The sequence below is a fragment of the Pseudomonas sp. NBRC 111123 genome (assembly GCF_001320205.1).
In the GTDB taxonomy this organism is placed as follows: domain Bacteria; phylum Pseudomonadota; class Gammaproteobacteria; order Pseudomonadales; family Pseudomonadaceae; genus Aquipseudomonas; species Aquipseudomonas putida_J.
On the sequence record NZ_BCAZ01000001.1, the window covers coordinates 238,161 to 261,917 of the forward strand.

A 23,757-nucleotide genomic window follows, 5' to 3' on the forward strand; every position below is an offset into this window, starting at 1 on the left:
CCCGCCATCCCTAGGGGCAATGCAGTACCTGTGTAGGGGCGGACTGATCCGCGAGAGGCCGGTACAGACAAACCTCAGCGGTAGGTCGGCAGCGCAAACCGCTGCTGACTCTGCAGCATGGAAATGACCGGCAGTTCACTGGCCTGCTCGGCCAGGTCACGGCGAATTGCACTGATCGCCCAGGACAGTTGCTCGGCACTGTGCAATTGGCCGTAGGTCAGCACGCGGCGGGTAACCTTGCCGTCGGCAGCGCGCAGCGTCAGCAATACGCCACCGTCAGGGCGGGGCTGGGTGGCAACCTGGTAGGCCGAGAACACCGAGACGAATTTTTCCTGGATGAGGTCCATATCAACTCCTGACTGTTGTGTGGGCAGACTTGAGTTGATCGTTGCAGTGACCGTGCCAGAACGCAGGTGGCGAGAAAACCCAGTAAATACAGGGTGTTATGAGGCTTTTTCAGAAGGGGCATCGTGCAGGCTGCATGGTCGTGCATTTTGCCCAGTGCATTTTGCACGGCTCAGGCTTTGCCTATCGACCTTATAGAATCTGAACCTTTGACCGAACTGGCATGCCTGACAAAGACTTGGGCAATCATTTATGCCAGGAGGTTCCTGATGTCCGCTCAACCCACCGCAACCGCCATGACCGATGATGAGACCGCTGCCTTTGCCGAGCAGGTATTCGAGCGTGCCCGCCAGGGCGACGCCGAGATGCTCGGGCGCCTGCTGGCCAGCGGCCTGCCGGCCAACCTGCGCAATTACAAGGGCGACACCTTGCTGATGCTGGCCAGCTACCACGGCCAGCATGAAGCGGTACGCGTGCTGCTGGCCAACGGTGCCGACCCGCTGATCGCCAACGACAATGGCCAGCTGCCCATCGCTGGTGCGGCATTCAAAGGGGACCTTGCGATGATCCGCCTGTTGCTGGACAGCGGCGTTCCGGTGGATGCCGCCGCGCAGGACGGGCGTACCGCGTTGATGCTGGCGGCGATGTTCAACCGCGTCGAGATTGTCGACTTCCTGCTGGCCCAGGGCGCCGACCGGGCGCACCAGGATGCCCGTGGCGCCACGGCGCTGATGGCGGCGCAAACCATGGGCGCGGTGGACGCCGCCGCGCGCCTGCAAGCGCTGGTCGGCTAACCGCCCGGGGGCATTTGCGGCTATCCTTGGCGACTTTTCACCCGCCGCAGGCCCCCGTCATGAAAAACCAGTTGCTCGAATTCATCAGCCTTATCGGCGCCGGCTGCATGCGCGATGAGGAAATCGAGCGCATCGCCGACGAGGCCGCCCAGGCCTACGCCGACTCCGCCGCCTTCCTGGCCGCCAACCCCGATATCAATTACGACGACAGCTTCCCGATCCCGCTGGGTGAATGGGTAGTGCTCGGCAGCCTGCCAGACACCGTGGTGTTCCAGGCCGACAGCTATCAGGAGCTGTTCCAGCACATCAGCGATTCGTTCGACCAGAGCGTGCCGTTCACCCTCAAGCCCAAGCAGCTGGCGCGCACCGAGCCACTGACCGCGCTCAACCGCATCCAGGTGCAGATGGGCGCGTTGAACAAGGAAGCCGGTGGCTACGTGCTGCTCAACTTCAGCCAGCTGCTTGATGACGAACTGCAGATGGTGATGGTTGGCCAGCACGACCTGGCGCGGGTGCTGGAGCTGGGGGCAGAGCTCGGGATCAAGGTGGAACCGGCGCTTGAGGCACTGAAGGTCGCGGTTCACATCTGACAGCATTGTTTGCTTTTTCGTGGGCAAGCCCGCTCCCACAGGATCTCCACCCTCTCGAATAGAGTGCGGTCCCTGTGGGAGCGGGTTTACCCGCGAAGAGGCCAGTACAGGCTAACGGTTGTTCCTAGCCCAGCGCGGTGTCGAGAAACATCATCACCGCAAACCCTCCCATCAACCCCAGGGTCGCCGATGTCTGGTGCCCGTTACGGTGGGTCTCGGGAATCACCTCGTGGGACACCACGAAGATCATCGCCCCTGCCGCCAGCCCCATGCTGATCGGGTAGGCCAGGGCAAACCCGGTGGAAATGCCAAGGCCGATCACCGCGCCCAAGGGTTCCATCAGCCCCGAACCAATCGCCACCAGCGCAGCTTTCAGGTTCGACAGCCCGGTCGCCCGCAAGGCCAGGGCCACGGCCAAGCCCTCGGGGATGTCCTGGATGGCAATGGCGCTGGTCAGCGGCAGGCCGATGTTCATGTCGCCATTGGCAAAGCTCACGCCGATCGCCATGCCCTCGGGCAGGTTGTGCAAGGTGATCGCCAGCACGAACAGCCATACCCGGTTGATGCGCTCGGCCTCCGGGCCACAGGGGCCAGTGCTTTCATGCTCGTGCGGGGTGAAACGGTCGAGGCCGAGCATCAGCAGTACGCCCAGGCCCATGCCCAGCACCACGGTGAACGCGGCCGCCGGGCCATTGCCAGTGATCGCGCGGGCAGCATCCAGGCCCGGCAAAATCAGCGAAAACGAACTGGCAGCCAGCATCATGCCAGCGGCAAAGCCGAGCATCACATCCTGACTGCGCGCGCTGACATCGCGCAGCACCACGGCCAGTACCGCACCCAGGGCGGTGGCGGCAAAACCGGAAAGCCCGCCGAGCGCAGCCAGGTGCAGGTTGTCGGCATGGTCGCCGTTTATGGCGTTCCAGAAGCTGGCTGCCAGCAGCACGATGACCGCCAACAAGCTCACGGCCAGGCCTGCGCTGAGCCATGGCGTGCTGAGCGCTTGCTGGCGCCAGGCGCTCAGCAGGGAGGGTGGGTTGGCGCTTTGGCTGTGAGCGGGGGGCATGTGAACCTCGGATCCATGAATGGTTGCAGTTTATCCAGTGACCCGCGTGGCAGGCCAAGGATTCCCTTCTATGGCCTTGATAGAGGACTATGCTCAGCAACAGCCTTTCAAGGAGAACGTGGCAATGGGCTCTACTTTCAATGGCCTGGTCGGCCTGATCATCCTTGCCCTGGATATCTGGGCGATCCTCAACGTGATCAAGAGCGGTAGCGAAGTGGGGATCAAGGTGCTGTGGATTCTGCTGATTGCCCTGCTGCCGGTGATCGGCCTGGTGATCTGGGCGATTGCCGGGCCGCGGGGCAATGTCCGCATATGAAAGCCGCGTCCCAGACAAAATCAGCAACAGGGTCGTGACAAAATTTTCACATTGGTTTAAACAGAATCCGCACCCGCATAATGCTGCGTTGGGCCAGCCCCATCGCCATCTCCGCAAACCGCAATCCTAGGACTTTCCCATTCATGGCTAACACGGATGCCTTGAAGCAACAGGGCGCGCGAGCTTTCACGCCGACCTTGAAATCGCACCTGGCCTACACGCTGCTCAGCGGCCTGGTGATCATGTTGATGCTCAGCCTGGTGCGCCTGGCGCTGCTGGTCTACAACAGCGACATGATCGGCGACACCCCTTACTCGACCGTCGCCGAAGGCTTCCTCAACGGTTTGCGCTTCGACCTGCGGGTGGTGGTGTACCTGAGCATTCCTCTGCTGCTGGCCATGCTGAGTCCCTGGCTCATGGCTCGGCGCGGGCTGTTCCGCTTCTGGCTGACCCTCGCCTCGAGCGTGGTGATGTTCCTCGGCCTGATGGAGATGGACTTCTACCGTGAGTTCCACCAGCGCCTCAACGGCCTGGTCTTCCAGTACATCAAGGAAGACCCGAAGACCGTGCTGAGCATGCTCTGGTACGGCTTCCCGGTGGTGCGCTACCTGCTGGCCTGGGCCTTCGGCACCTGGCTGCTGAGCCTGCTGTTCAAGGGTATCGACCGCCTGACCCGCGGTACCGGCGAGCAGCGCGTGGCGCCGTGGTACAACCGCCTGGCGGTGTTCATGGTGGTCCTGCTGGTAGCCGTGGTCGCCGCCCGCGGCACCCTGCGCCAGGGCCCGCCGATGCGTTGGGGTGATGCTTTCACCACCGACTCCAACTTCGTCAACCAGTTGGGCCTGAACGGCACCCTGACCTTGATCGATGCCGCCAAGAGCCGTTTCGGCGAAGACCGCGCCAATATCTGGAAGCCGGTGCTCAAACAGGAGCTTGCCACCGAGACCGTGCGCAAGCAGCTGCTGACCGCCAATGACACCCTGGTCGATGCCGACGAGGCTGCCGTGCGCCGCGATTTCGTGCCGCCGGCCGACCGCACCCTGCCGATCAAGAACGTCGTGGTGATCCTCATGGAAAGCTTCGCCGGCCACTCGGTAGGCGCCCTGGGTAGCCCGAACAACATCACCCCGTACTTCGACAAGCTGGCCAAAGAAGGCCTGCTGTTCGACCGCTTCTTCTCCAATGGCACCCATACCCATCAGGGCATGTTCGCCACCATGGCCTGCTTCCCCAACCTGCCAGGCTTCGAGTACCTGATGCAGACCCCTGAAGGCGGCCACAAGCTGTCGGGCCTGCCGGCGCTGCTCAGTGCCCGCGACTACGACGACGTCTATGTCTACAACGGCGATTTCGCCTGGGACAACCAGTCCGGTTTCTTCGGCAACCAGGGCATGACCACCTTCATTGGCCGTAACGACTTCGTCAACCCGGTATTCTCCGACCCGACCTGGGGCGTGTCCGACCAGGACATGTTCGACCGCGGCAACGAGGAACTGGCCAAGCACGACGGCAAGAAGCCGATCTACGCGCTGCTGCAGACCCTGTCCAACCACACCCCGTACGCGTTGCCTGCCAACCTGCCGGTCGAGAAAGTCACGGGTCAGGGCCGCCTGGACGAGCACCTGACCGCCATGCGCTACTCCGACTGGGCGCTGGGCCAGTTCTTCGAGAAGGCGCGTAAAGAACCGTACTTCAAGGAGACCCTGTTCGTCATCGTCGGCGACCACGGCTTCGGCAACCACCAGCAGGTCACCGAGCTGGACCTGGGCCGCTTCAACGTGCCGCTGCTGCTGATTGCCCCGGGCATCCAGGAGAAGTTCGGTGCGGTCAGCCACACCGTGGGTACCCAGGTCGACATCGTGCCGACCATCATGGGCCGCCTGGGCGGCGAGACCCGTCACCAGTGCTGGGGCCGCGACCTGCTCAACCTGCCTGAGGGCGACCCGGGCATGGGCATGATCAAGCCGTCGGGCAGCGAGCAGATCGTCGGCCTGGTCAAGGGCGATCACTTGCTCATCGAGTCCAAGGACATGAGCCCGCGCATGTACCGCTACCAGCTGGGCAGCGAGTTCAAGGCCGAGCTGATCGAAAGCCCTGAGCAGCCGCAGATGCTGCAGCAGCTCGAAGCCTTCATCCAGACGGCGACCAAGAGCTTGCTGGACAACACGGCTGGTGTGGTTCACGGCACGCCCAAGAAGTAACCACTAAACAGCCAGCACCAGACAGAACGGGCCGCATTGCGGCCCTTTCTGTTGCAGGAACGAATCGCCAGGTCCAAGGTCTGCATCTACAGGCGTCACTGACCGGGTCTTCTTTGACTGAGGGCAATTCAATGAAAGAGTGGGAAGTCATCTTTGCCGACCAGAAAGGCGAGCCAACCACTTTGCTGCTGCACGGTGAACAGTGCCCCAGCGAAGAAGAGGCGGCCCGTGCCATTCGTTCGCACCTGTTTCCGGTCATGGATGAGCTGGACCTCAACGACTTCCAGGACCGCGCCCCATCCCCTACCGCACGCTGGCTCAAGGAGCAGAACGGCGTGATCATCACCAGCATCCACGAAGCGCCTTGATCACAGGTTGGCGTGGTGCCTGCGCAGGCACTACGCTGGTGGGAGGTGCCGGCCTTTTCTGCGGGCCTGCATCCATTCAATTCGCGTCTTGCATCAGCTCGATCTGCTGGCAGTGCCGGCAGGTGCGTAGTGCACGGAAAGTCTATCCATCGCATTATTCGGGAGGACGATTCATGAGCAGCCTGAACGACGATATCAGCAGTAATGTCCTGCGCCAGATGAAAGCTGGCGGTTTCGACTTCACCCGCATCCACCCCATCGAGTTCTATGCGGTATTTCCAGATGAAGCCGGCGCGCGAAGGGCAGCCGGGCAGTTTCGCGGCGAATCGTTGAATGCTCAGGTGCGTGAACGGGACGATGGTGCTTGGCACCTGGAACTGAGCAAGGTCATGTATGCCACCTACGGTGGGATTGGTGACTTCGAGGAGGCTTTCGAGCAGGTCGTGTCACCCTATGGCGGCGAAGTCGAAGGGTGGGGCGTCAAGCAGGAAAGGCCAATCGCCTGAGTTTTTGGGGCCGCTCTGCGGCCCATTGCAGGCAAGCCAGCTCCCACAGGATTTCTACAGCACTCAGGGCTTGCAATGCCTCTGTGGGAGCTGGCTTGCCTGCGATGGGCTGCGCACCAGCCCCAACCATCTCAAAGCTTTCGCCCGGCCATATGCGCCAGATAAGCGAGCAGCTCATCCAGCTCCTGTTCACTCAGCACACTCTCGGCAAACCCCGGCATCCGCGCCTGCGGCCATTGCCGCAAGCTCTGCGGGTCTCGAATGTACTTGCGCAGGTATTCAGGCCGGAAATACTCGGTCGGGTTGTGCGGCACGTTCAAGTCCGGCCCGAACTGCGCATCCCCTGCGCCATTGAGCCGATGGCACGCCAGGCAATTCTGCTGGAACAGGGCAAAGCCCTGGCGCACCGGGTCATTGGCCGGCAGCCTGGGGTCGGGCAGCAGCGCCGGAAAACGCTGTTCTACCGGCGCCAGGCGGCGGATCGTGGCGACCTGGAAGGGCCATTGCTCGGGGCGGATGCCGCTTGCCTGTGGGTTGCTCCAGACCAGGTAGAACGGCCCTGCGCTGGGTTTGCTGTTGCCTAGCGCCGGCCACGGCCGAGCCGGGTCCTCGATGGCCAGCCAGGCGCGTGCCGGGCCTTCTTGCAGCAACGGCCCAGCCGGCATTTCGGCGGCAAAGCCATCCAGCGCCACTGCCTGCAGGTGGTCATCGGCCATGACCCCTTCCAGCAGGGTTGCCAAAGGCACGGCGCGAAAATGCATGGGCCGCTTATAGGAAACGTCCTGTTCGATATCGATGTCGCGGGCCTGAGGGTGCTTGAGCAGTTCTTCAGTGGACCACTGCCGGGCGCTGTCGCCCAGCTCCAGGTGCAACTGCGCCGCCGATAGCGGCAGGCTCAACAACAGGGCTAGCGCGGCAAGGCCATGGCGCATGGGCAATCTCCGACCATAAAGCCGGAAGATTAACCCAAGCGAAGCATTGGCGCTGTTAGCCGAACAACCGCGTAAGGTTGGGAAGAATCAGCAGCAAAGTCGTGGCGAAGAGAATAAGCCCGGCTTGGCGAAGTTTCGATTGTCTGAACATGGCGGACCGCCTTCTTGTTGTTATTCCTGAATACCCGGTGGCTTCCTTGTCGGGTCTGCTTGCCTCATGTATGTGGATATAAACCACCCGCAGGCCGAGCGTTATCCATTATTGAGAACCCTTTGTTCTAAGCGGTTAACTGATCAAGCACCATTGGCTATGAGGCCAGTGGCCATAACGCTGGCAAGCTCCGCCTAGACAGCCGCGTATCCACCAGCGTCTCTCCGACACAATGTGACCGTTCGTCAGTGCAGCCTACTTGCTTGTACGTGGCTTTCGCGGCAGTCTCTACAAGAGATTCCCACCCATGTCGTTCAGGACTATCCCTATGTCGTTACGCATCTGCATCCTTGAAACCGATGTCCTGCGACCGGAGTTGACCGCGCAGTACCAGGGCTACGGAAGGATGTTCGAGCAGCTCTTCTCGCGTCAGCCGATCGCAGCCGAGTTTCGCGTCTACAACGTGATGAACGGCGACTACCCGCCCGACGGCGAACGCTTCGATGCCTATCTGGTCACGGGCAGCAAGGCTGATTCGTTCGGTAGCGATCCATGGATCCAGACGCTCAAGGCTTACCTGCTCAAACTCTACGAGCGGGGCGAGAAGCTGCTGGGGGTGTGCTTTGGTCATCAGTTGCTGGCGCTGACCCTGGGTGGCAAGGCCGAGCGCGCCGACAAAGGTTGGGGCGTAGGTGTTCACCGCTATTCGCTGGCGGCGCATGCGCCGTGGATGGACCCGGAGGTTTCCGAGCTGACCTTGCTGATCAGCCACCAGGACCAGGTCACCGAGCTGCCCGAAGGCGCCACGGTAATTGCCTCCAGCGACTTCTGCCCGAATGCGGCGTATCACATCCGTGACCAGGTGCTGTGCTTCCAGGGCCACCCAGAGTTCGTTCATGACTACTCGCGGGCGCTGCTCGATGCGCGTCAGGAATACCTGGGTGACGAGGTGTACCACAAGGCCATTGCCAGCCTGGCCACCGAGCACCAGGGCGACCTGGTAGGCGAGTGGATGATGCGCTTCATTCAGCAGCCGGCCAAGGCCAGCGACAGCGCCGCCTGATCAATAGCTGGGGGCGCAAGCGCCCCCGGCAAACTAAAGCCAGCCGGATTTCTTGAAGCTGGCAAAGAGCCCGGTACACCCCAGCACGATCACACCCAGCACCCCGAAGTAGCCATAGTGCCACCCCAGTTCCGGCATGTTCTGGAAGTTCATCCCGTAGATGCCGGCAATCGCCGTGGGGAAGGCCAGGATCGCTGCCCAGGCGGCAAACTTGCGCTGTACGATGCTCTGCCGTGACGACTCCAGCAGCATGCCGATCTCGATGGTCTGGCTGGCAATGTCGCGGATCCCGGCCAGGTCCTCCATCTGCCGCGTGACGTGGATCTGCACATCACGGAAATACGGGCGCATGTTCTTGTCGATGAACGGGAAGCTCAAGCGCTGCAGTTCCTCGCTGACTTCCACCATCGGTGCCACGTAGCGGCGCAGGCGCAGGATATCGCGGCGCAGGCTGTGCAGGCGCTGAATGTCCTCTTCCTGCAACGAGTTGCTCAGTACGCTCTGCTCCAGCTCCTCGATTTCACCATGAATGGCCTCGCTGACCGGCTGGTAGTTCTCTGTGACGAAGTCGAGCAGGGCGTACAGGACGAAGTCTTCGCCATGTTCGAGCAGCAACGGGCGCGCCTCGCAGCGCTGGCGCACCAGTGCGTAGGATTTCGAGTGGCCGTTGCGGCAGGTGATGATGTAGCCATTGCCGGCGAAGATGTGGGTTTCGATGAACTCCAGCTTGCCTTCGTGGCGCACCGGCGAGTAGGTGACGATGAACAGCGCGTCACCGAAGGTTTCCAGCTTGGGCCGGCTGTGCTTTTCCAGCGCATCCTCGATGGCCAGTTCGTGCAGGTTGAACTGGCACTGCAGGTTGGCCAGTTCCTCGGCATTGGGTTCTTCCAGGCCAATCCACACGAAGTGCCCCGGCTTGCGCGCCCACTCGCTGCCTTCGTCGATGCTGATGTTGGTGACCTTTCTGCCAGCGGCATACACCGCCGATGCCACGACTCGACCCATGGTTATCCACTTTTTCGGTTGCACACGGGTTACAGCTTGGGCTGTAGTTGGCCGCAGAGCAACCTAGTGCTGGGCGAGTTCACCTTCCATATGGTCGATGCACTGCTGCATCTGCGTGCGGCACTGCTCGATCAGTGCCGGCACATCCTGCTGGCTGAGGCCGCTGGTGGCGATCGGTGGCAGTGAGCGCACGATCACGGTACGCCGCCGCCAGCTGTTGAGGCTCAGGCGCCGGGCATAGCGGCTGACGCACACCGGGACGATGGGCACGCCGGCTTCGATGGCCATGTGGAACGCCCCTTTCTTGAACGCCAGCAGCTGTTCTGCCGGGTTGCGCGTGCCTTCCGGGAAGATCCAGATCGAAGTGTCGTCACGCAGGATGCGCGTGGTGGTCTGCATGGCCTTGCGCGCCTGGTAGGCGTTCTTGCGGTCGATCAGCACATTGCCGCCGAGCCAGAACAGCTGGCCGAACAGTGGAATCCAGCCAAGGCTCTTCTTGCCGATGGCAACGGTGCGTTGCGGCACCACATGGCCAAGGATGAACAGGTCGAAGTTGGACTGGTGATTGGCGACGATCACGCAGCCGGGCGGCTGGTCCCACAGGGGGCCGACTTCAGCCTTGACCTTGATGCGCATCAGCCAGGTGGCCGGCAGGCTGTAAAGGCGGGCAAAGAGGCGGCTGTTGTCGCGGTTGAAGGGGCGCAGCAGGCCGATCAGCAAACCAACAGCGCCAACCAGCAAAAAGTGCAGCGCCAGCAGGAGCATGCGAAGGGAGTAAAGCATGGTACGACTCACACCAGACAGTCGCGGCGCAGTGTACGGCTGTGCACTGGCCGGGGCAAACCTTGGTGTGAGTCGGTGCAGTCAGCCCATGTGGCCCTGATCGAGCAGAATGGCTTCGTCCAGGGTATCCAGCAGCCCCTTGCGCACTTTCAGCTTGGTGTTCTTGTGCGCCAGCATGTTTAGCTTCTTCAGCTCTCGGGCAACGCCTTGGGCGACTTCAAGCAGCTGCTCGGCCGGTACCACCTGATCGAGGAAGCCGGCGTCCAATGCGTCCTTGGGCTCGAACATTTCGGCATTGATCACCGAGCGGTGGAAGGCCGAGCGACGCAGGCGGTCGCGGGCCAGTTCGATGCCTGCGTGGTGCATGGTCATGCCGATCTGCACTTCGTTCAGGCCGATCTTGTAGGGGCCTTCGACGCCGATGCGGTAATCCGCCGACAACAGCAGGAAGGCGCCCTTGGCCACGGCATGGCCGGGGCAGGCGACGATCACCGGGAACGGGTGCGACAGCAGGCGGCGCGCCAGGGTGGACCCGGCAGTGACCAGGGCCACGGCTTCTTTGGGGCCGGAGGTCATTACCTTGAGGTCGTAACCGCCGGAGAGGATGCCCGGCTGGCCGGTGATGATCACCACGGCACGTTCTTGCGTGGCGCGGTCGAGGGCGGCATTGAAGGCTGCGATGACGTCTGGCGAGATGGCATTGACCTTGCCGTTGTTCAGGGTCAGGGTGGCGATGCCGTCTTCGGCGTGGTAGGTAATCAGCTCGCTCATGGCGGAATCCTTTGGGTGGCGTGGCGACGACGTTACCCAGCACGGCGGGCCAGGTAAAGCAGCAAGGCTGACCGGCCAGTCAGCGCCAGGGCGCGACGCCTTGCACGGCGAGGGTAGGGCGCTGGCAGGGGGGAAAAGCGCTGGCGAGATTGGCAGCTTTGCCCTGGCAGCCTCGGTTTTTCAGTGGGTTGGCTTAAATGCATGAAAAATTTGAAAAAAATGCTTGCCAAAGAAAAGCTCTTCTACTAAATTAGCGCGCCTCGACGGGGTGAAAGCCTTGAAGAGAAAACGGTGAAGTGTCCGAGTGGTCGAAGGAGCACGCCTGGAAAGTGTGTATACGAGAAATCGTATCAAGGGTTCAAATCCCTTCTTCACCGCCACATTCTGCGAAAGCCCCCGAGCTGAGAAGTTCGGGGGCTTTTTGCATTCTGGGCCTTTGTAGGAGCGGCCTTGCGTCGCGAAAGGGCCGCGACGCGGCCCCACGGTTTCAGCATCCCAGCCGATATTGCCGGGGCTGCTCTGCAGCCCTTTCCGACCGGTCCGGCGCCCCGGCAAGGCCGCTCCCACAAAGTGCCACCGGCTCATCCCAGGGTTTAAAAACTGACGGAAGCCAACAACCGCGCAGTCCGCGGCGCCCCCTGGAACAGGTAGTTGTCGCCCAGGTAATCTCCCACATCGCGCCAGTAGCGCTTGTCGAAGACGTTATCCACTGTCAGCCGCAGCGTCGTGTCGTAGCCGCCAATGCGTGTGTGGTAACGGCTGCCGATGTCGAACACGGTATACCCGCCCACCTCCACATTCCCCGCCTGGCTCGCATACTTGCTGGCGCTGTAGCGTGCCCCGGCGAGTAATGCCAGGCCGGGCAGCGGCAGGCTGTACTCGGCATGCAGGGCCGCGCGCAAGCGCGGTACGTTGATCGCTTGATGGCCTTCATAGGCGTCGGTGTCACTGCCCTGCACACGGGCACGAATTGCTGCGGCGCTGGCCTGAAGCTGAAGGTTCGAGGTTGCCCAGCCGCTGGCGCTCAGTTCCAGGCCAATGTTCTTCTGCTGGCCTTGCTGCACATAGGTGAAACTGCCGTCGCCTTCCGGGCGTGCATATTGGTACGCCTGGCGAATCTGGAACAGCGCGGCGCTGAAGCTCATGCCCTGCCAGTCGCGCTTGATGCCGAGTTCCAACTGGTGCGAGAGGGTGGGGGCGAGCATTTCCGCCGCGTTGCTGGCATACCATGGCGCTGTGCCGCCAGCTGACAGCCCCTTGGCGTAGCTGGCATACACGGTGGTGTCGGGGCGTGGTTTGTAGATCAGCGCGGCATTGGGCAACAGCTGGTATTGCCGGGTATGCCGCCCGGCCACGCCGCGCTTGTCCCAGGTTTTCTCATCCAGGCGCACTTCGCGTGCGCCAATCACGGTCTGCCATTGCTCGTTGAAGCTGATGCGGTCGCTGACGATCAGGCCGTACTGGCGGCTGTCCAGGCGTTTCTCGCTGGCGCCGACCGGCCGCTCTGACGGCTCCACGGCCGGTGCGCCGGTGTAGATATTGCCGCTGCCAACCCGTTCGTTGTAGTAGGGCCGCTGGTCGAGCGTGCGGCGTTGGGCGCTGCTGCCCACGGTCAGGTCGTGCTGCACGCCCAGCGCCTCGAAATGCCCACTGAGCATAGCCTGGGCCTCATCGGTGCGGCGGGTGTCGTCGGGGCTGCGGAAGTCATAGATGTCGTAGTCGCCTTCGGGGCTGAAATGCGACTGCCAGCCGTCCTCGCTGCCCCAGGCGAACGCGCTGTAGTCATCGATCACCACCTTGCTGCGCGACGCACTCAAGGTGCCGGTCCAGGCCTCGTTGAAGCGGTACTCGAAGCGCCCAGCGAGGTTCAGCGAGTCGTTCTGCACCGGCTTGGCCCAATGTTGATAGGCCAGGCGGTCGCCCGGGTCGATGCCGTGGGGCAGTGCGTTGCCGCCCAGCAGCTGGTAGCCCGGCACCGAGCGCTGTTCGCGGTGCTGGTACTCGGCATCCAGCTGCAAGGTGGCATCGGGGCTGATCTGCCAGTCGAAGGCCAACGAGGCGAAATCGCGCTTGCCGTCGGCGTGGTCGACGTAGGAGCGGATGTCCTCGTGGGCCAGGTTGGCGCGCAGGCCGAACTGGCGCTCGCTGCCGAACCAGCCGCCGAGGTCGGTGGCAAGATAACGCTCGCCTTGCGCGTTGGTCGAAACCGTAACGCTGCGTACGTCTGCGGCGCGCTTGGTCACATAGTTGACTAACCCGCCCGGCTCCGACACGCCGCTCTGCAGGCCGGACAAGCCCTTGAGCAACTCGACCTGCTGCTTGTTCTCCAGCGCCACGTTCTGCTCGCCGGCGATGGTCTGCCCGTTGATACGGTAGCTGCTGGCGGCGTTGAGCTCGAAGCCGCGCACGTTGAAGTTTTCGTAGTAGCCGATCGGGGCATAGCTTTCGCCCACCGAGGCATCGCTTTGTAGTACTTCGCTGAGCAAGCGGACCTGGCGGTCTTCCAGCAGTTGCTGGCTGAACACGCTGACCGAGGCGGGGGTGTCGAGCAGCGGTGCGGGCTGGAAGCCGCCGACCGAAGCCTCGCGCACCTGGTAGCCCTCATCGCCGTAGGTATCGGACACTTGCACCGGGGCCAGTTCGAGGCTGTTCTCGGCCAGGCCCTGGGGGCTGTGCAGGGCCAGGCCCAGGCTGAGCAGGCTCAGGGGCAGGTGAGGGCGAAGCAGGGGCATGCGGGGGCGTCCTTGGGGCAAGTACTGCGCAGGCCTTTTCGCGAGCAAGCCCGCTCCCACGTGTATTGCACTGCCCACGAGAGCAGTGCAATACCCGTGGCAGCGGGCTTGCCGCGAAAGGGCCGGAGCAGGCGAAAAAAGGGCCGCTATCTTAGCAGGGCCATGCCCCGCTGGGGCTCAATCGGCAGGTGCCGGGCGGCGATGCTGGCGCCAGGTGTCGTCGATCTTTGACCAGGTCTTGCCGTCGGTGATGGCCATCAGCTTGCGGCCATCCTTGAAGGTGGCCAGGAAGGTGGCTTCTTCCTCTTTGCCGCCCAGCCAGAGCCCGGCAAGCAAGCCCACGGGGCCAGCCACCAGTGCCCCGGCAACGCCCCAGCCGAGCGCAGTACCGAGGCTGCGGCTGGATTCCAGGCTGGCCAGGCGCAGGTCAGCGATGCGCGCGAGTGAAATGCGTTCGCCGGGTGAAGGGCTGCGCGGGGTCTTGAGAGTAAGCGATCCATTGCGAAACTCGCCTTCACCTTGCAAGAAATCGCCGGATTGCACCGTGAGTCTTGTCATTGGTTCGTCCTGTCAGTGAAAGGTCCTTGACCAGCGCCTACTGAGCGCCGCCGGGGCAGGCAAGTCAACGGCCAGGCGACGGAGGGTAATGCACCGGTTTGTCGCACTCGATGGTGGCTTCAGGCTAGCTGCGCGGCGGCCTTGCGCTGCGCCACGCCCCATACCACCAGTGCCAGCGAGCCGATCACCAGGCCTGCCACCACGATGCCCATCCACCCTTGCCGCTGGAACAGCTGCGTGCCCAGCAACGAGCCTAGCGCACCGCCAATGAAGTAACAGGTGATGTAGCCGGCATTCAATCGCGTACGTGCTTCAGGTCGCAACGCGATCACCGCATTCTGATTGCTCACGTGCACCAGCTGCACGGCCAGGTCCAGCACCAGCACGCCTGCCAGCAAGGCCGGCAGCGAGTGTTCGGCAAAGCCCAGCGGGACCCATGACAACAGCAGCGCCACCAGCCCAACGGTGGTGCCCAGCGAGCCGTGGCCACGGTCGGCCAGGCGCCCGGCCCAGTTGGCCGCCAGTGCACCAGCCGCGCCGGCCAGGCCGAACAGCCCGATGGCGGCATCGGAGTAGTGGTAGGGCTCGCGCGCCAGCAGGAATGCCAGCGGCGTCCAGAACAGCGCGAACAGGCTGAACGCCAGCAGGCCTAGCAGCGAGCGCAGGCGCAGCACGGGCTCTTCGATGAACAGGCGGAACACCGAGCCGATCAGCGCCGGGTACTTCAAACCGGCATGGCTGTTGTGCTCGGGCAGGTTGCGGTACAGCGCCAGCGCCGCAAGCGCCATCAGCACTGCGGCCAGCACATAGATGCTGCGCCAGCCGCCCAGCTCGGCCATGAAGCCAGCTGCGGTGCGTGCCAGCAGGATGCCCAGCAGCAACCCGCTCATCAAGGTGCCCACCGCGCGGCCGCGCTGGTGCGGCTCGCTCAGGGTGGCGGCCAGCGGCACGAGGATCTGCGCCACCACCGAGAACAGGCCGGTGAGCGCGGTGCCGAGCAGCAACCAGGGCAGGCTCGGGGAGCAGGCGCTGATCACCAGGCCCAGGGTGGAAATGGCTGTCATCACCACGATCAGCCGGCGCTGCTCGAACAGGTCGCCCAGTGGTGCCAGCAGCAACAGGCCGGCGCCATAGCTCAGCTGCGCGGCGATGACGATGCTGCCGGCGCTGGCGGTACTCAGGCCGAACTGTTGGGCGATGCTGTGCAGCAGCGGTTGGGCGTAGTAGTTGCTGGCCACGGCCAGGCCGGTGGCGGTGGCCATCAGCAAGATCAGGGCGCGGCTGAGCGTTGGGGATCTCATGGGGCTCTCGTGTTCAATGGCAATCTGGGGGCGCAAGGCCCCAGTTTATCAGGCGGCAAAGCCACCATCGGCGGTCAGGCTGGCGCCAGTGATGTAGCCAGCCTCGGGCCCCGCGAGGTAGGCGACGAAGCTGGCAATCTCATCGGCCTGCCCATACCGCCCGATCGCCATCAGCGGTATCAGGCTATCGGCGAACTCGCCACTGGCCGGGTTCATGTCGGTGTCCACCGGCCCCGGCTGCACGTTGTTCACGGTAATGCCCTGCGGCCCCAGGTCACGGGCCATGCCCTTGGTCAGGCCGACCAGCGCCGACTTGCTCATGGCATACGGGGCGCCACCGGCGAACGGCATGCGTTCGGCGTTGGTGCTGCCGATGTTGATGATGCGCCCGCCCTGGCCCATGTAGCGCGCAGCCGCCTGGCTGGCGACGAACACGCTGCGCACGTTGATCGCCAGCGTGCGGTCGAAGTCGGCGAGGTCGAACTCCGCGAGCGGCGCCACGGCCAGCACGCCGGCGTTGTTGACCAGGATATCGAGGCGACCGAATGCCTTCACGGCATCGTCCACCGCCAGTTGCAGTGCGGCGGCGTCGGCGCTGTCGGCGCGCAGGGCCAGGGCCTGGCCGCCAGCCGCCTTGACCTCTTCGGCCAGCGCTTCGGCCGGGCCGGCGGAGCTGATGTAGGTGAAGGCCACGTGGGCACCTTCGCGGGCCAGGCGCCGCACGATGGCCGCACCGATACCGCGTGAGCCGCCTTGGACGAAGGCGACTTTGCCTTCGAGGGTAAGTTGCTTGGACATGCTGATCTCCTGCTGGAAGCAAGGCCGGATGCCTTGGATGGACGCAGTATCGACCGATGATTACCTGCTGATAAGATGGCAATCACTATCAGCAGAGTAAACCTTTGGTTGGCAATCATGGCCATGGAGTCTTTCAACGCCCTCGAATGCTTCATCCGAAGCGCCGAGGTGGGCAGTTTCGCCGAGGCAGCCCGGCGCCTGAGCATCACCCCGGCAGCAGTGGGCAAGCACGTCGCCCAGCTGGAAGCGCGCCTTGGGGTGCGGCTGTTCCAGCGTAGTACGCGCAAGCTGACCTTGACCGAGGCGGGGCAGCGTTTTCTTGGCGAGGTGAGCGACAGTTTTCGGACTATCCAGTACGCCGTGGCCAACCTGGCCAGCGCCGAGGGCCAGCCGGCCGGGCTGCTGCGGGTGAGCATGGGCACCGTGTTCGGTCGCCTGTACGTGCTGCCACTGCTGGGTGAGTTTCTGCGCCGTTACCCGGCGATTACCCCCGACTGGCATTTCGATAACCGCCAGGTCGACCTGATCGGCCAGGGCTTCGATGCGGCCATTGGGGGTGGTTTCGAGCTCCCGCTTGGGGTTGTGGCACGCAAGTTGACCCCGGCGCATCGGGTGCTGGTGGCGGCGCCCTCGTACCTGAGCCGGCATGCCACCATCGAAGACCCGCAGGTGTTGCAGGGCCATCACGGGATTCTGATCCGCTCGCCGCAGACCGGGCGGGTCCGTTCCTGGCCATTGACCAGTCGCTGGCAGGCGCAACAGCCATTGATGCTGCGCCAGGCAATGACCATGAGCGATTCGGATGCGGCATGTGCAGTGGCGCAGCAGGGCTTGGGGATTGCCTTGGTCAGCTTGCCGTTCGCCGTGCCTTATCTGGAGGCGGGGCAGCTGCAGCGGGTGCTGCCGGACTGGTATGTGGATGATGGGCATATCAGCTTGTATTACGCCGAGCACAAGCTGTTGCCGGGCAAGACCCGGGCGTTCATCGATTTTGTGGTGGAGCAGTTTGCCGAACGGAGGTTGGCGGAGCGCTTCGATGCCTTGGCTTAGAAATCTGTCGCCTGACCTGGCCTCTTCGCGGGTAAACCCGCTCCTACAGGTACGGCGCTGTGCTCAGGGGCGGTGATGAACCGGTGGGGGCGGGCTTGCCCGCGCAAGGGCCCTGTCAGGCAACATCAATGATGTAGAACAGTTGCGAGCCCAGGCTCACCTCGTCATCGGTCTTCTTGCCCGCCAGTTGCTGCCCTAACGGCGAACGAGGGGTGATCACGGTCACCAACTCATCCCCCTCGCCAATCTTCAATCCCGCCGCCTCAGGCCCGAGGAACAGCAGGCGCTGCCCGCCGTGTTCATCTTCCAGGGTAATCAGGTTGCTCACCTGCACCCCTCGCGCCGGGTCGTAATTGCGCAACAGCAATTGCTGGTAAGTCAGCAGCGCCTGGCGAATTTCAGCCGTGCGCCGCGCCTGCCCGGTGGCCAGGTACGACGCCTCCAGCCCCAGGGTGTCGTACTTGTTCTCGGCGATGTTCTCTTCGGCGGTGGCCGCCTCGTAGGCGGTCTGCGCCGCACGGCGCAGTACCTCCATGTCGGTTTCCAGGGCCGTGACGATGCGGCTTAGCAGGAAGGCCTTGTCCATGGTCAGTAACAGAACTCCAGAACGTTGGCCTGGCTCTTGTCGGTCGGCGCGGTGCGGTTCTGCGCAAGCCAGAACTGGCACTTGGGGCTGCCGAGGTTGCGCGGGTTGCCTTGGGCGGCTTCGGCGGCCTGCTGGGCTTCCTGTTTGCGCAGGGTATCCTTGTAGCGCTCGAACATCTCGTCCTGCGCGTGCGCCGGTTGCGCGGGCGCCGTTGCAGGTGCCGGCTCGCGGAAGACAGCTGGCGGCAGTTCGGGCTCAAGCCGTTCGGGCCACAGGCCCAGGGCCAGCCACAGGCTCAGGCCAATTGCCAGGGCGCCGAGCCATAGGCCTAAGGCTATGCATAAAACCAGTTGCAGCGGTTGCAGGGTGATCTTTAGTTCACGGGGGCGGGGCATGGTGGCCTCCTGGCAGGGCGGGCGAGGGGCCATTGTCGCATGGCGCTGGCGCTTTTTTCCGTGCGGTGCTTTTGTCGGCGACAATTTATCCGCAGAATTCGCGGTTTTTGCGCAGGGCGAGGCAGGGCACATGAAAACCACCTGGGACATTTTCTGCAGCGTCGTCGACAACTATGGCGATATCGGCGTGACCTGGCGCCTGGCCCGGCAACTGGTGGCCGAGCACGACCTGGCGGTGCGCCTGTGGGTGGACGACCTGAATGCCTTCGTGCCGCTGTGCCCGGGCGCCGATGCCGCTGCCGCGCAGCAATGGCAACAGGGTGTCGATGTGCGCGCCTGGCCCGCCGAATGGCAGCCCGCGGCGCCTGCGGATGTGGTGATCGGTGCCTTTGCCTGTCAGTTGCCGGCTGCCTACGTCGAAGCGATGCGCGCACGCGCGGTGCCGGTGCTGTGGCTGAACCTGGAGTACCTCAGTGCCGAGGACTGGGTGGAAGGTTGCCATGGCTTGCCATCGCCCCAGCCCAATGGCCTGCGCAAGGTGTTTTTCTTCCCGGGGTTCACGGCCAGGACCGGCGGGCTGCTGCGCGAGGCCAGCTTGCTGCCGCGCCGGCAGGCGTTCGAGCAATCGGCCGAGGCGCGCGCGGCGTTCCTGCAGGGCCTGGGTGTGCATCCGCAGCCCGGTGCGCTGCTGATGTCGCTGTTCGCCTACGAAAACGGGCAACTGGGCCGGTGGCTCGATGCACTGGTCGAAGACACCGACCCAGTTCACTTGCTGGTCCCGCAAGGACGCATTCTTGGCGACCTGGGCAGCTGGCTGGGTGAGCAGCAGTTGCACGCCGGCGCTGTGTACCCGCGCGGCACGTTGACGGTGCAGATTCTGCCGTTCGTCAGTCAGGACGATTATGACCGCCTGCTTTGGAGCTGCGATTTCAACGCGGTGCGGGGGGAGGATTCGTTCGTGCGCGCCCAATGGGCCGGCCGGCCGATGCTGTGGCACATTTATGTGCAGGACGAAAATGCCCACTGGGAAAAGCTCGAAGCCTTCCTCGGCCATTATCGACAGGGCCTGTCGGACCCCGCCTGCGAGGCGCTGATGGCCTTGTGGCGTGCCTGGAACATGGACCGCGACATGCACGCGGCCTGGCGAGGTGCCCGCAAACACTGGGCAGAACTGCAGCAGCACGCCGCTGATTGGGCGGCGGCTCAGGCCGCTCGGCCGGACCTTGCCAAGGCGCTGGTACAGTTTTACCGAAATTGGCTATGATATGCGGCCTCGATTTTTATAAATCCATCCAGATTCGGATACTTCGTAATGAAAACTGGTAAAGAACTGAAACCCGGTACCGTACTGCGGATCGACAACGACCCGTGGCTGGTTCAGAAAGCCGAGTTCACCAAGTCGGGTCGCAACAGCGCGATCATGAAGACCAAGCTGAAAAACCTGCTGACCGGCTACAAGACCGAAACCGTCTACGGTGCAGACGACAAGCTGGACGACGTAATCCTGGATCGCAAAGAAGCGACCCTGTCGTTCATCAGCGGTGACTCGTACACCTTCATGGACACCACCGACTACACCATGTACGAACTGAACGCCGAAGACATCGACGCCGTTCTGCCGTACATCGAAGAAGGCATGGAAGACATCTGCGAAGCCGTGTTCTTCGAAGGCCGTCTGGTATCGGTTGAACTGCCGACCACCATCAGCCGTCAGGTTGTCTACACCGAGAACGCTGCTCGCGGCGACACCTCGGGCAAGGTCATGAAGCCTGCCAAGCTGAAGAACGGTACCGAGATCTCGGTTGCCGACTTCATCCAGATCGACGAGTGGATCGACATCGACACTCGCGACAACAGCTTCAAAGGCCGCTCCAAGAAGTAATCCTTCTTGCGAAACGCAAAAAACCCGGCCTTGGCCGGGTTTTTTTATGTGTCCAGAAATGTACGCGTTTTTTGTAGGAGCGGCCTTGTGTCGCGAAAGGACCGCAGCGCGGTCCCAGCGATACTGCGACGTAAGCGAGATCTTGGGGGCGCTTCGCACCCCTTTCGCGACACAAGGCCGCTCCTACATGGACCGTGGGCTTCAGACGGTCACGTGCAACCGGACGTCTACATTGCCGCGGGTGGCGTTGGAGTACGGGCAGACCTTGTGGGCCTTTTCCACCAGCCCTTCGGCGTCGGCCTGGGCCAGGCCCGGCAGGTTGATGTGCAGGTCGATATCCAGGCCGAAGCCACCGGGGATCTGGCCGATACCGACCTTGGCGGTGATCGAGGCATCCGCAGGCAGGGCTTTCTTTTCCTGGCCGGCGACGAATTTCAGCGCGCCGATGAAGCAGGCCGAGTAGCCGGCGGCGAACATCTGCTCAGGGTTGGTACCGTCACCACCGGCACCGCCGAGTTCCTTGGGGGTGCTCAGCTTGACTTCCAGCTTGCCGTCGCTGGAGCGGGATTTGCCGTCGCGACCGCCGGTGGAAGTGGCTTCTGCGATGTACAGCGGAGTGACCTTTTGCATCTTGAGCCTCGCTAGTGTGCTGTGCGCCCCTGGTGATCAGGTGGCGTCGTGTGGGTGCGGGATTTAAATTAGCGCGCAATTAGTTAGTGCGCAAGATAAATCTTTGCCGCTCATCCGAACGGCCATCACATAGCGTAGCCGTCAGAGATTTTTTTGCAGGCTGTCGCGCAGTTCCAGCAGGTCGGCCTGCAGCTGTTGCAGGCGTTCGAGGCTGCGGCCGCTGGCCTTGAGGATGCACTGCGGCACTTCCCGGGCTTGCTGCTGCAAGGCGCGGCCCTTGTCGGTCAGTTGCACCAGTACCACCCGCTCATCTTCGCGGCTGCGGTTGCGCTGTAGCAGGCCTTCGCTTTCCAGGCGCTTGAGCAGGGGCGTGAGCGAGCCAGGGTCGGTCAGCAGGTGCTGGCTGATTTCACCGACAGTAAGGCCGTCCTGCTCCCACAGTACGAGCATTGCCAAGTACTGCGGGTAAGTCAGGCCCAGCGCTTGCAGCAGCGGCTTGTAGACCTTGGTCATCAGCAACGAGGTGGAGTGCAGGGCGAAGCAGACCTGGTTGTCCAGCAGCAGCTCGTCACAGGAAGCTTGGGTGTTGGCGTTCATGCAGGTCCTTGAATGTCATCAATGGAGAAATCTAGCACGCTGAAGGTTGGTGCGCTTACTACCAGCGCAGCTCACCGCGCAGCGCCAGGCACCTGGGTGGAACCGAGCGCAAGCGGCTCTTGAGAAATTCGAGCAGCAAATGGCTGCGAGAGTTCGTTTCATGTTCAAGGCGCAGTGCATAATTGCCACTGGTTTCAGCTTCGGGTGGGCTGTTGTCGCAGAACAGCGGTATTCGTTGGCCGCGCAGCAGACAAACCGCCAGTTTCCAGCATGTCGAGGAACAGGCTCAGCGTGGCGGGCAGGGTATCGGGGCTCATGGCCACTTTGCTTTTGCGAAGCGCGGGTAGCCATTGTGTGTCGTGGTGAGTTTCCCTGCCAGCGCGCAATCGTTAGCATGCTCGCATTCCAAACAGGCGGGTGAGACCCTGATGATCGAGTGGTTGTTGTATATCGTGCTGGGCGCTGCCCTGGGCACCATGGGTGGGTTGTTCGGCATCGGTGGCGGGCTTATCGCCATCCCGGCGCTAGGGGTGTTGTTCGGCCTCGATCAGCAACTGGCCCAGGGCACGGCGCTGGTGATGGTGGTGCCGAACGTGCTGCTGGCGCTGTGGCGCTATCACCAGCGCAACCGTATCGAGTTGCGCCATGCCTTGCCGCTGTCACTGTGCAGCTTCCTGTTCGCCTGGCTCGGGTCGATCTGGGCGGTGGGCATCGATGCGCATGCCATGCGTTTGGGGTTTGTCGGTTTCCTGGTGGCGCTGGCGGTGTGGAACGTGGCGCGGATGTTTCTCAAGGGGGCGCCGCCCTCTGCCGAGCTGCGCCATGCCTGGCCGTGGCTGGGTGTGCTGGGCAGTTTTGCCGGGACCATGGGCGGCCTGTTTGGCGTGGGTGGGGCGGTGGTAGCCACGCCGATTCTGACCAGTGTGTTCGGCGCTACCCAGGTGGTGGCGCAGGGGCTGTCGCTGGCGCTGGCGGCACCGAGTACCTTGGTGACGCTGGTGACTTACGGGGTGCATCACAGTGTCGACTGGAGCGTGGGTATTCCGTTGGCGGTCGGTGGGCTGCTGAGTATCAGCTGGGGCGTGAAACTGGCCCATGCGCTGCCCGAGAAGGTACTGCGGGCGATGTTCTGCGTGTTTCTGGTTGTGTGTGCCGTGATGTTGACGTTTGAACTGTAAGATCGCCGGGGCCGCGTAGCAGCCCCAAATTATTGGAATCCTTCGACAATGTAATCGGCCATGCAGTCGGTAATCGGCGATTGGCTCTGGCTGTTGCGCAGCAGCATCACGTTGGCCACTGGCAACTGCGGTAACCCTTCGCTCTCGCCAAGAATGCGGATGTTGCCACCCACAAGGCTCTGCAACTGTGCCGTCACCGCGAGCCCCGCGGTGACGATGGCAAAGATCGCCGCCAGGCTGGGGCTGGTGTAGGCGATGCGGTAGTCGATGCCTTGGGCCTCCAGGGCATTGCAGGTCCAGGCGCGGCAAAAGCAGTCGGTGTTGAACAGCGCCAACGGCATGGGCCGTTGTTCCTGCGGGCAGAAGCCTTCGGCGGCAGCCCACACCAGCCGCTCCTGGCGCAACAGTTGGCCAACCTCGTTACCCGGCTCGCGGGTGACGATGGTCAGGTCCAGATCCTGGCGCAGCATCAGCTGCTTGGACGAGTCGCAATGCACCTCCACCTGCACCAGCGGGTAGGCCTGGGCGAAGCTCGAAAGGATGGTTGGCAGAAAGCGCATGGCGTAGTCATCCGGCGTGCCGATGCGCACCATCCCGACCATGTGCGGCATGCGCAGGGTGTTGAACACCTCCCCATGCAGTTTGAGGATGCGCCGGGCATACCCCAGCAGCACCTGGCCCTCGGCGGTGAGCCTGACCTGGCGGCCTTCGCGCTCGAACAGCTGGCGCTGCAGGATGTCTTCTTCCAGGCGTTTCATCTGCATGCTCACCGCCGACTGGGTGCGGTTGACCACTTCGCCGGCGCGGGTGAAGCCGCCTTGCTCGGCGATGGCGACGAAGGTGCGCAGCACGTCGGCATCGAGGCTCTGGTACTGGGACATTGCATCAATCTCCGAGATGCATGGCATCAGAAACATTCGTTGGATTGATCTTAAGCCCAAGCAGAAACTGGAGCCATCAACACGGAGGGCTTCACGATGAAAGGTCATGTCAGCAGCATCCAGCAACCTGCCTTTTCCCTGAACCACCTGTGGCATGTGGCCCTGGACCGTCCGGCCCGGTGGCTGCAGCTGTACCGCCAGCGCCAGGAACTGGCCAGCCTTAGTGATGCGACCTTGCATGACCTGGGCTTGAGCCGGGCGGACATCCAGCAAGAGGCCGG

Annotated in this window: 28 protein-coding genes, 1 tRNA gene and 1 pseudogene; 13 read left to right on the top strand and 17 right to left on the bottom strand. The window is 63.0% G+C overall.

Features of this window, described 5'->3' with window-relative positions:
* Positions 1–74: 74 nt before the first annotated feature.
* A complete protein-coding gene (locus APH27_RS01065; protein WP_027596016.1) occupies positions 75–347 on the bottom strand; it encodes a DUF3509 domain-containing protein in 273 nt (90 codons plus the stop codon).
* Between the two features lie 267 nt (positions 348–614).
* On the opposite strand from APH27_RS01065, the gene APH27_RS01070 reads away from it, so the two are divergent.
* Both APH27_RS01070 and APH27_RS01075 read left to right on the top strand, forming a co-directional pair.
* Positions 615–1,139, top strand: a complete 525-nt coding sequence (locus tag APH27_RS01070; RefSeq protein WP_060483770.1) for an ankyrin repeat domain-containing protein — start codon at positions 615–617, stop codon at positions 1,137–1,139.
* A 59-nt stretch (positions 1,140–1,198) separates the two neighbouring features.
* On the top strand, positions 1,199–1,729 hold the full coding sequence (locus tag APH27_RS01075; RefSeq protein WP_060483771.1) for a hypothetical protein: 531 nt from the start codon (positions 1,199–1,201) through the stop codon (positions 1,727–1,729).
* A 124-nt stretch (positions 1,730–1,853) separates the two neighbouring features.
* Here APH27_RS01075 and APH27_RS01080 read toward each other — a convergent pair whose 3' ends face one another.
* Positions 1,854–2,792 carry a ZIP family metal transporter gene (locus tag APH27_RS01080; RefSeq protein WP_027919513.1) on the bottom strand — a complete coding sequence of 313 codons (939 nt, stop codon included), beginning with the start codon at positions 2,790–2,792 and terminating at the stop codon, positions 1,854–1,856.
* 124 nt (positions 2,793–2,916) lie between these two features.
* On the opposite strand from APH27_RS01080, the gene APH27_RS01085 reads away from it, so the two are divergent.
* The 4 genes from APH27_RS01085 (at position 2,917) to APH27_RS01100 (ending at position 6,183) form a co-directional block, all read left to right on the top strand.
* Entirely contained in the window at positions 2,917–3,108 is a 192-nt protein-coding gene (locus APH27_RS01085) for a PLDc N-terminal domain-containing protein (protein WP_027919512.1), read from the top strand.
* Positions 3,109–3,251: 143 nt separating this feature from the next.
* A complete protein-coding gene (locus tag APH27_RS01090; RefSeq protein ID WP_060483772.1) occupies positions 3,252–5,309 on the top strand; it encodes an LTA synthase family protein in 2,058 nt (685 codons plus the stop codon).
* A 131-nt stretch (positions 5,310–5,440) separates the two neighbouring features.
* Positions 5,441–5,677, top strand: coding sequence for a hypothetical protein (locus tag APH27_RS01095; protein WP_027919510.1), 237 nt, complete (start codon positions 5,441–5,443; stop codon positions 5,675–5,677).
* 173 nt (positions 5,678–5,850) lie between these two features.
* Positions 5,851–6,183, top strand: a complete 333-nt coding sequence (locus tag APH27_RS01100; RefSeq protein WP_027919509.1) for a ribonuclease E inhibitor RraB — start codon at positions 5,851–5,853, stop codon at positions 6,181–6,183.
* 131 nt (positions 6,184–6,314) lie between these two features.
* Here the strand turns inward: APH27_RS01100 and APH27_RS01105 are convergent, their stop codons facing one another.
* On the bottom strand, positions 6,315–7,115 hold the full coding sequence (locus APH27_RS01105; RefSeq protein ID WP_060483773.1) for a cytochrome c: 801 nt from the start codon (positions 7,113–7,115) through the stop codon (positions 6,315–6,317).
* Between the two features lie 479 nt (positions 7,116–7,594).
* Here APH27_RS01105 and APH27_RS01110 point away from each other — a divergent pair, with 479 nt between their 5' ends.
* Entirely contained in the window at positions 7,595–8,329 is a 735-nt protein-coding gene (locus APH27_RS01110) for an amidotransferase (RefSeq protein ID WP_027919507.1), read from the top strand.
* A gap of 33 nt (positions 8,330–8,362) precedes the next feature.
* On the opposite strand, the gene APH27_RS01115 is transcribed toward APH27_RS01110, so the two are convergent.
* The 3 genes from APH27_RS01115 to APH27_RS01125 form a co-directional block, all read right to left on the bottom strand.
* On the bottom strand, positions 8,363–9,334 hold the full coding sequence (locus tag APH27_RS01115; protein ID WP_027919506.1) for a magnesium and cobalt transport protein CorA: 972 nt from the start codon (positions 9,332–9,334) through the stop codon (positions 8,363–8,365).
* Positions 9,335–9,397: 63 nt separating this feature from the next.
* The gene (locus APH27_RS01120) at positions 9,398–10,117 is read right to left on the bottom strand and encodes a 1-acyl-sn-glycerol-3-phosphate acyltransferase (RefSeq protein ID WP_027919505.1); all 720 of its coding nucleotides are present in this window, start codon (positions 10,115–10,117) and stop codon (positions 9,398–9,400) included.
* A gap of 81 nt (positions 10,118–10,198) precedes the next feature.
* Positions 10,199–10,888: a crotonase/enoyl-CoA hydratase family protein gene (locus tag APH27_RS01125; RefSeq protein WP_027919504.1), complete on the bottom strand. Its 690-nt coding sequence runs from the start codon at positions 10,886–10,888 to the stop codon at positions 10,199–10,201.
* A gap of 290 nt (positions 10,889–11,178) precedes the next feature.
* Between APH27_RS01125 and APH27_RS01130 the strand changes: the two genes are divergently transcribed.
* Positions 11,179–11,268 (top strand) — tRNA-Ser (locus APH27_RS01130).
* A gap of 213 nt (positions 11,269–11,481) precedes the next feature.
* Here APH27_RS01130 and APH27_RS01135 read toward each other — a convergent pair.
* The 4 genes from APH27_RS01135 to APH27_RS01150 all read right to left on the bottom strand — a co-directional run bounded on the left by APH27_RS01135 (position 11,482) and on the right by APH27_RS01150 (position 16,277).
* Positions 11,482–13,620 (bottom strand): TonB-dependent siderophore receptor, encoded by a 2,139-nt coding sequence (locus tag APH27_RS01135; protein ID WP_060483774.1) that lies wholly within the window; start codon positions 13,618–13,620, stop codon positions 11,482–11,484.
* Between the two features lie 177 nt (positions 13,621–13,797).
* On the bottom strand, positions 13,798–14,178 hold the full coding sequence (locus tag APH27_RS01140) for a hypothetical protein (protein ID WP_060483775.1): 381 nt from the start codon (positions 14,176–14,178) through the stop codon (positions 13,798–13,800).
* Between the two features lie 119 nt (positions 14,179–14,297).
* Positions 14,298–15,479: an MFS transporter gene (locus tag APH27_RS01145; protein ID WP_060483776.1), complete on the bottom strand. Its 1,182-nt coding sequence runs from the start codon at positions 15,477–15,479 to the stop codon at positions 14,298–14,300.
* A gap of 48 nt (positions 15,480–15,527) precedes the next feature.
* Positions 15,528–16,277, bottom strand: coding sequence for a 3-oxoacyl-ACP reductase family protein (locus APH27_RS01150; RefSeq protein WP_060483777.1), 750 nt, complete (start codon positions 16,275–16,277; stop codon positions 15,528–15,530).
* A 117-nt stretch (positions 16,278–16,394) separates the two neighbouring features.
* On the opposite strand from APH27_RS01150, the gene APH27_RS01155 reads away from it, so the two are divergent.
* Positions 16,395–17,327: a LysR family transcriptional regulator gene (locus APH27_RS01155; protein ID WP_060483778.1), complete on the top strand. Its 933-nt coding sequence runs from the start codon at positions 16,395–16,397 to the stop codon at positions 17,325–17,327.
* Positions 17,328–17,442: 115 nt separating this feature from the next.
* On the opposite strand, the gene APH27_RS01160 is transcribed toward APH27_RS01155, so the two are convergent.
* A complete protein-coding gene (locus tag APH27_RS01160) occupies positions 17,443–17,913 on the bottom strand; it encodes an elongation factor GreAB (RefSeq protein ID WP_027919498.1) in 471 nt (156 codons plus the stop codon).
* A 2-nt stretch (positions 17,914–17,915) separates the two neighbouring features.
* Positions 17,916–18,308, bottom strand: a complete 393-nt coding sequence (locus APH27_RS01165) for a hypothetical protein (RefSeq protein WP_027919497.1) — start codon at positions 18,306–18,308, stop codon at positions 17,916–17,918.
* Between the two features lie 130 nt (positions 18,309–18,438).
* Here APH27_RS01165 and earP point away from each other — a divergent pair, with 130 nt between their 5' ends.
* Positions 18,439–19,572 (top strand): elongation factor P maturation arginine rhamnosyltransferase EarP, encoded by a 1,134-nt coding sequence (earP, locus tag APH27_RS01170; RefSeq protein WP_060483779.1) that lies wholly within the window; start codon positions 18,439–18,441, stop codon positions 19,570–19,572.
* A 48-nt stretch (positions 19,573–19,620) separates the two neighbouring features.
* Positions 19,621–20,190, top strand: coding sequence for an elongation factor P (gene efp, locus APH27_RS01175; RefSeq protein ID WP_060483780.1), 570 nt, complete (start codon positions 19,621–19,623; stop codon positions 20,188–20,190).
* A gap of 201 nt (positions 20,191–20,391) precedes the next feature.
* Here the strand turns inward: efp and APH27_RS01180 are convergent, their stop codons facing one another.
* The 4 genes and pseudogenes from APH27_RS01180 to APH27_RS27045 all read right to left on the bottom strand — a co-directional run bounded on the left by APH27_RS01180 (position 20,392) and on the right by APH27_RS27045 (position 21,734).
* Positions 20,392–20,820 carry an organic hydroperoxide resistance protein gene (locus tag APH27_RS01180; RefSeq protein ID WP_023632623.1) on the bottom strand — a complete coding sequence of 143 codons (429 nt, stop codon included), beginning with the start codon at positions 20,818–20,820 and terminating at the stop codon, positions 20,392–20,394.
* A gap of 141 nt (positions 20,821–20,961) precedes the next feature.
* Positions 20,962–21,417, bottom strand: a complete 456-nt coding sequence (locus APH27_RS01185) for a MarR family winged helix-turn-helix transcriptional regulator (protein WP_027919493.1) — start codon at positions 21,415–21,417, stop codon at positions 20,962–20,964.
* Between the two features lie 58 nt (positions 21,418–21,475).
* Positions 21,476–21,670, bottom strand: a pseudogene (locus tag APH27_RS26730) (LysR family transcriptional regulator); the annotation flags it as partial.
* Entirely contained in the window at positions 21,612–21,734 is a 123-nt protein-coding gene (locus tag APH27_RS27045) for a hypothetical protein (RefSeq protein ID WP_371262679.1), read from the bottom strand. The gene APH27_RS27045 and the pseudogene APH27_RS26730, both read right to left, overlap by 59 nt.
* A gap of 111 nt (positions 21,735–21,845) precedes the next feature.
* Here APH27_RS27045 and APH27_RS01190 point away from each other — a divergent pair, with 111 nt between their 5' ends.
* Complete coding sequence (locus APH27_RS01190) at positions 21,846–22,595, top strand: sulfite exporter TauE/SafE family protein (RefSeq protein ID WP_060483781.1); 750 nt, start codon at positions 21,846–21,848, stop codon at positions 22,593–22,595.
* 29 nt (positions 22,596–22,624) lie between these two features.
* Here the strand turns inward: APH27_RS01190 and APH27_RS01195 are convergent, their stop codons facing one another.
* The gene (locus tag APH27_RS01195) at positions 22,625–23,476 is read right to left on the bottom strand and encodes a LysR substrate-binding domain-containing protein (RefSeq protein ID WP_050437248.1); all 852 of its coding nucleotides are present in this window, start codon (positions 23,474–23,476) and stop codon (positions 22,625–22,627) included.
* A gap of 96 nt (positions 23,477–23,572) precedes the next feature.
* On the opposite strand from APH27_RS01195, the gene APH27_RS01200 reads away from it, so the two are divergent.
* On the top strand, positions 23,573–23,757 hold a 185-nt coding region (locus APH27_RS01200), incomplete at its 3' end, for a DUF1127 domain-containing protein (protein ID WP_060483782.1).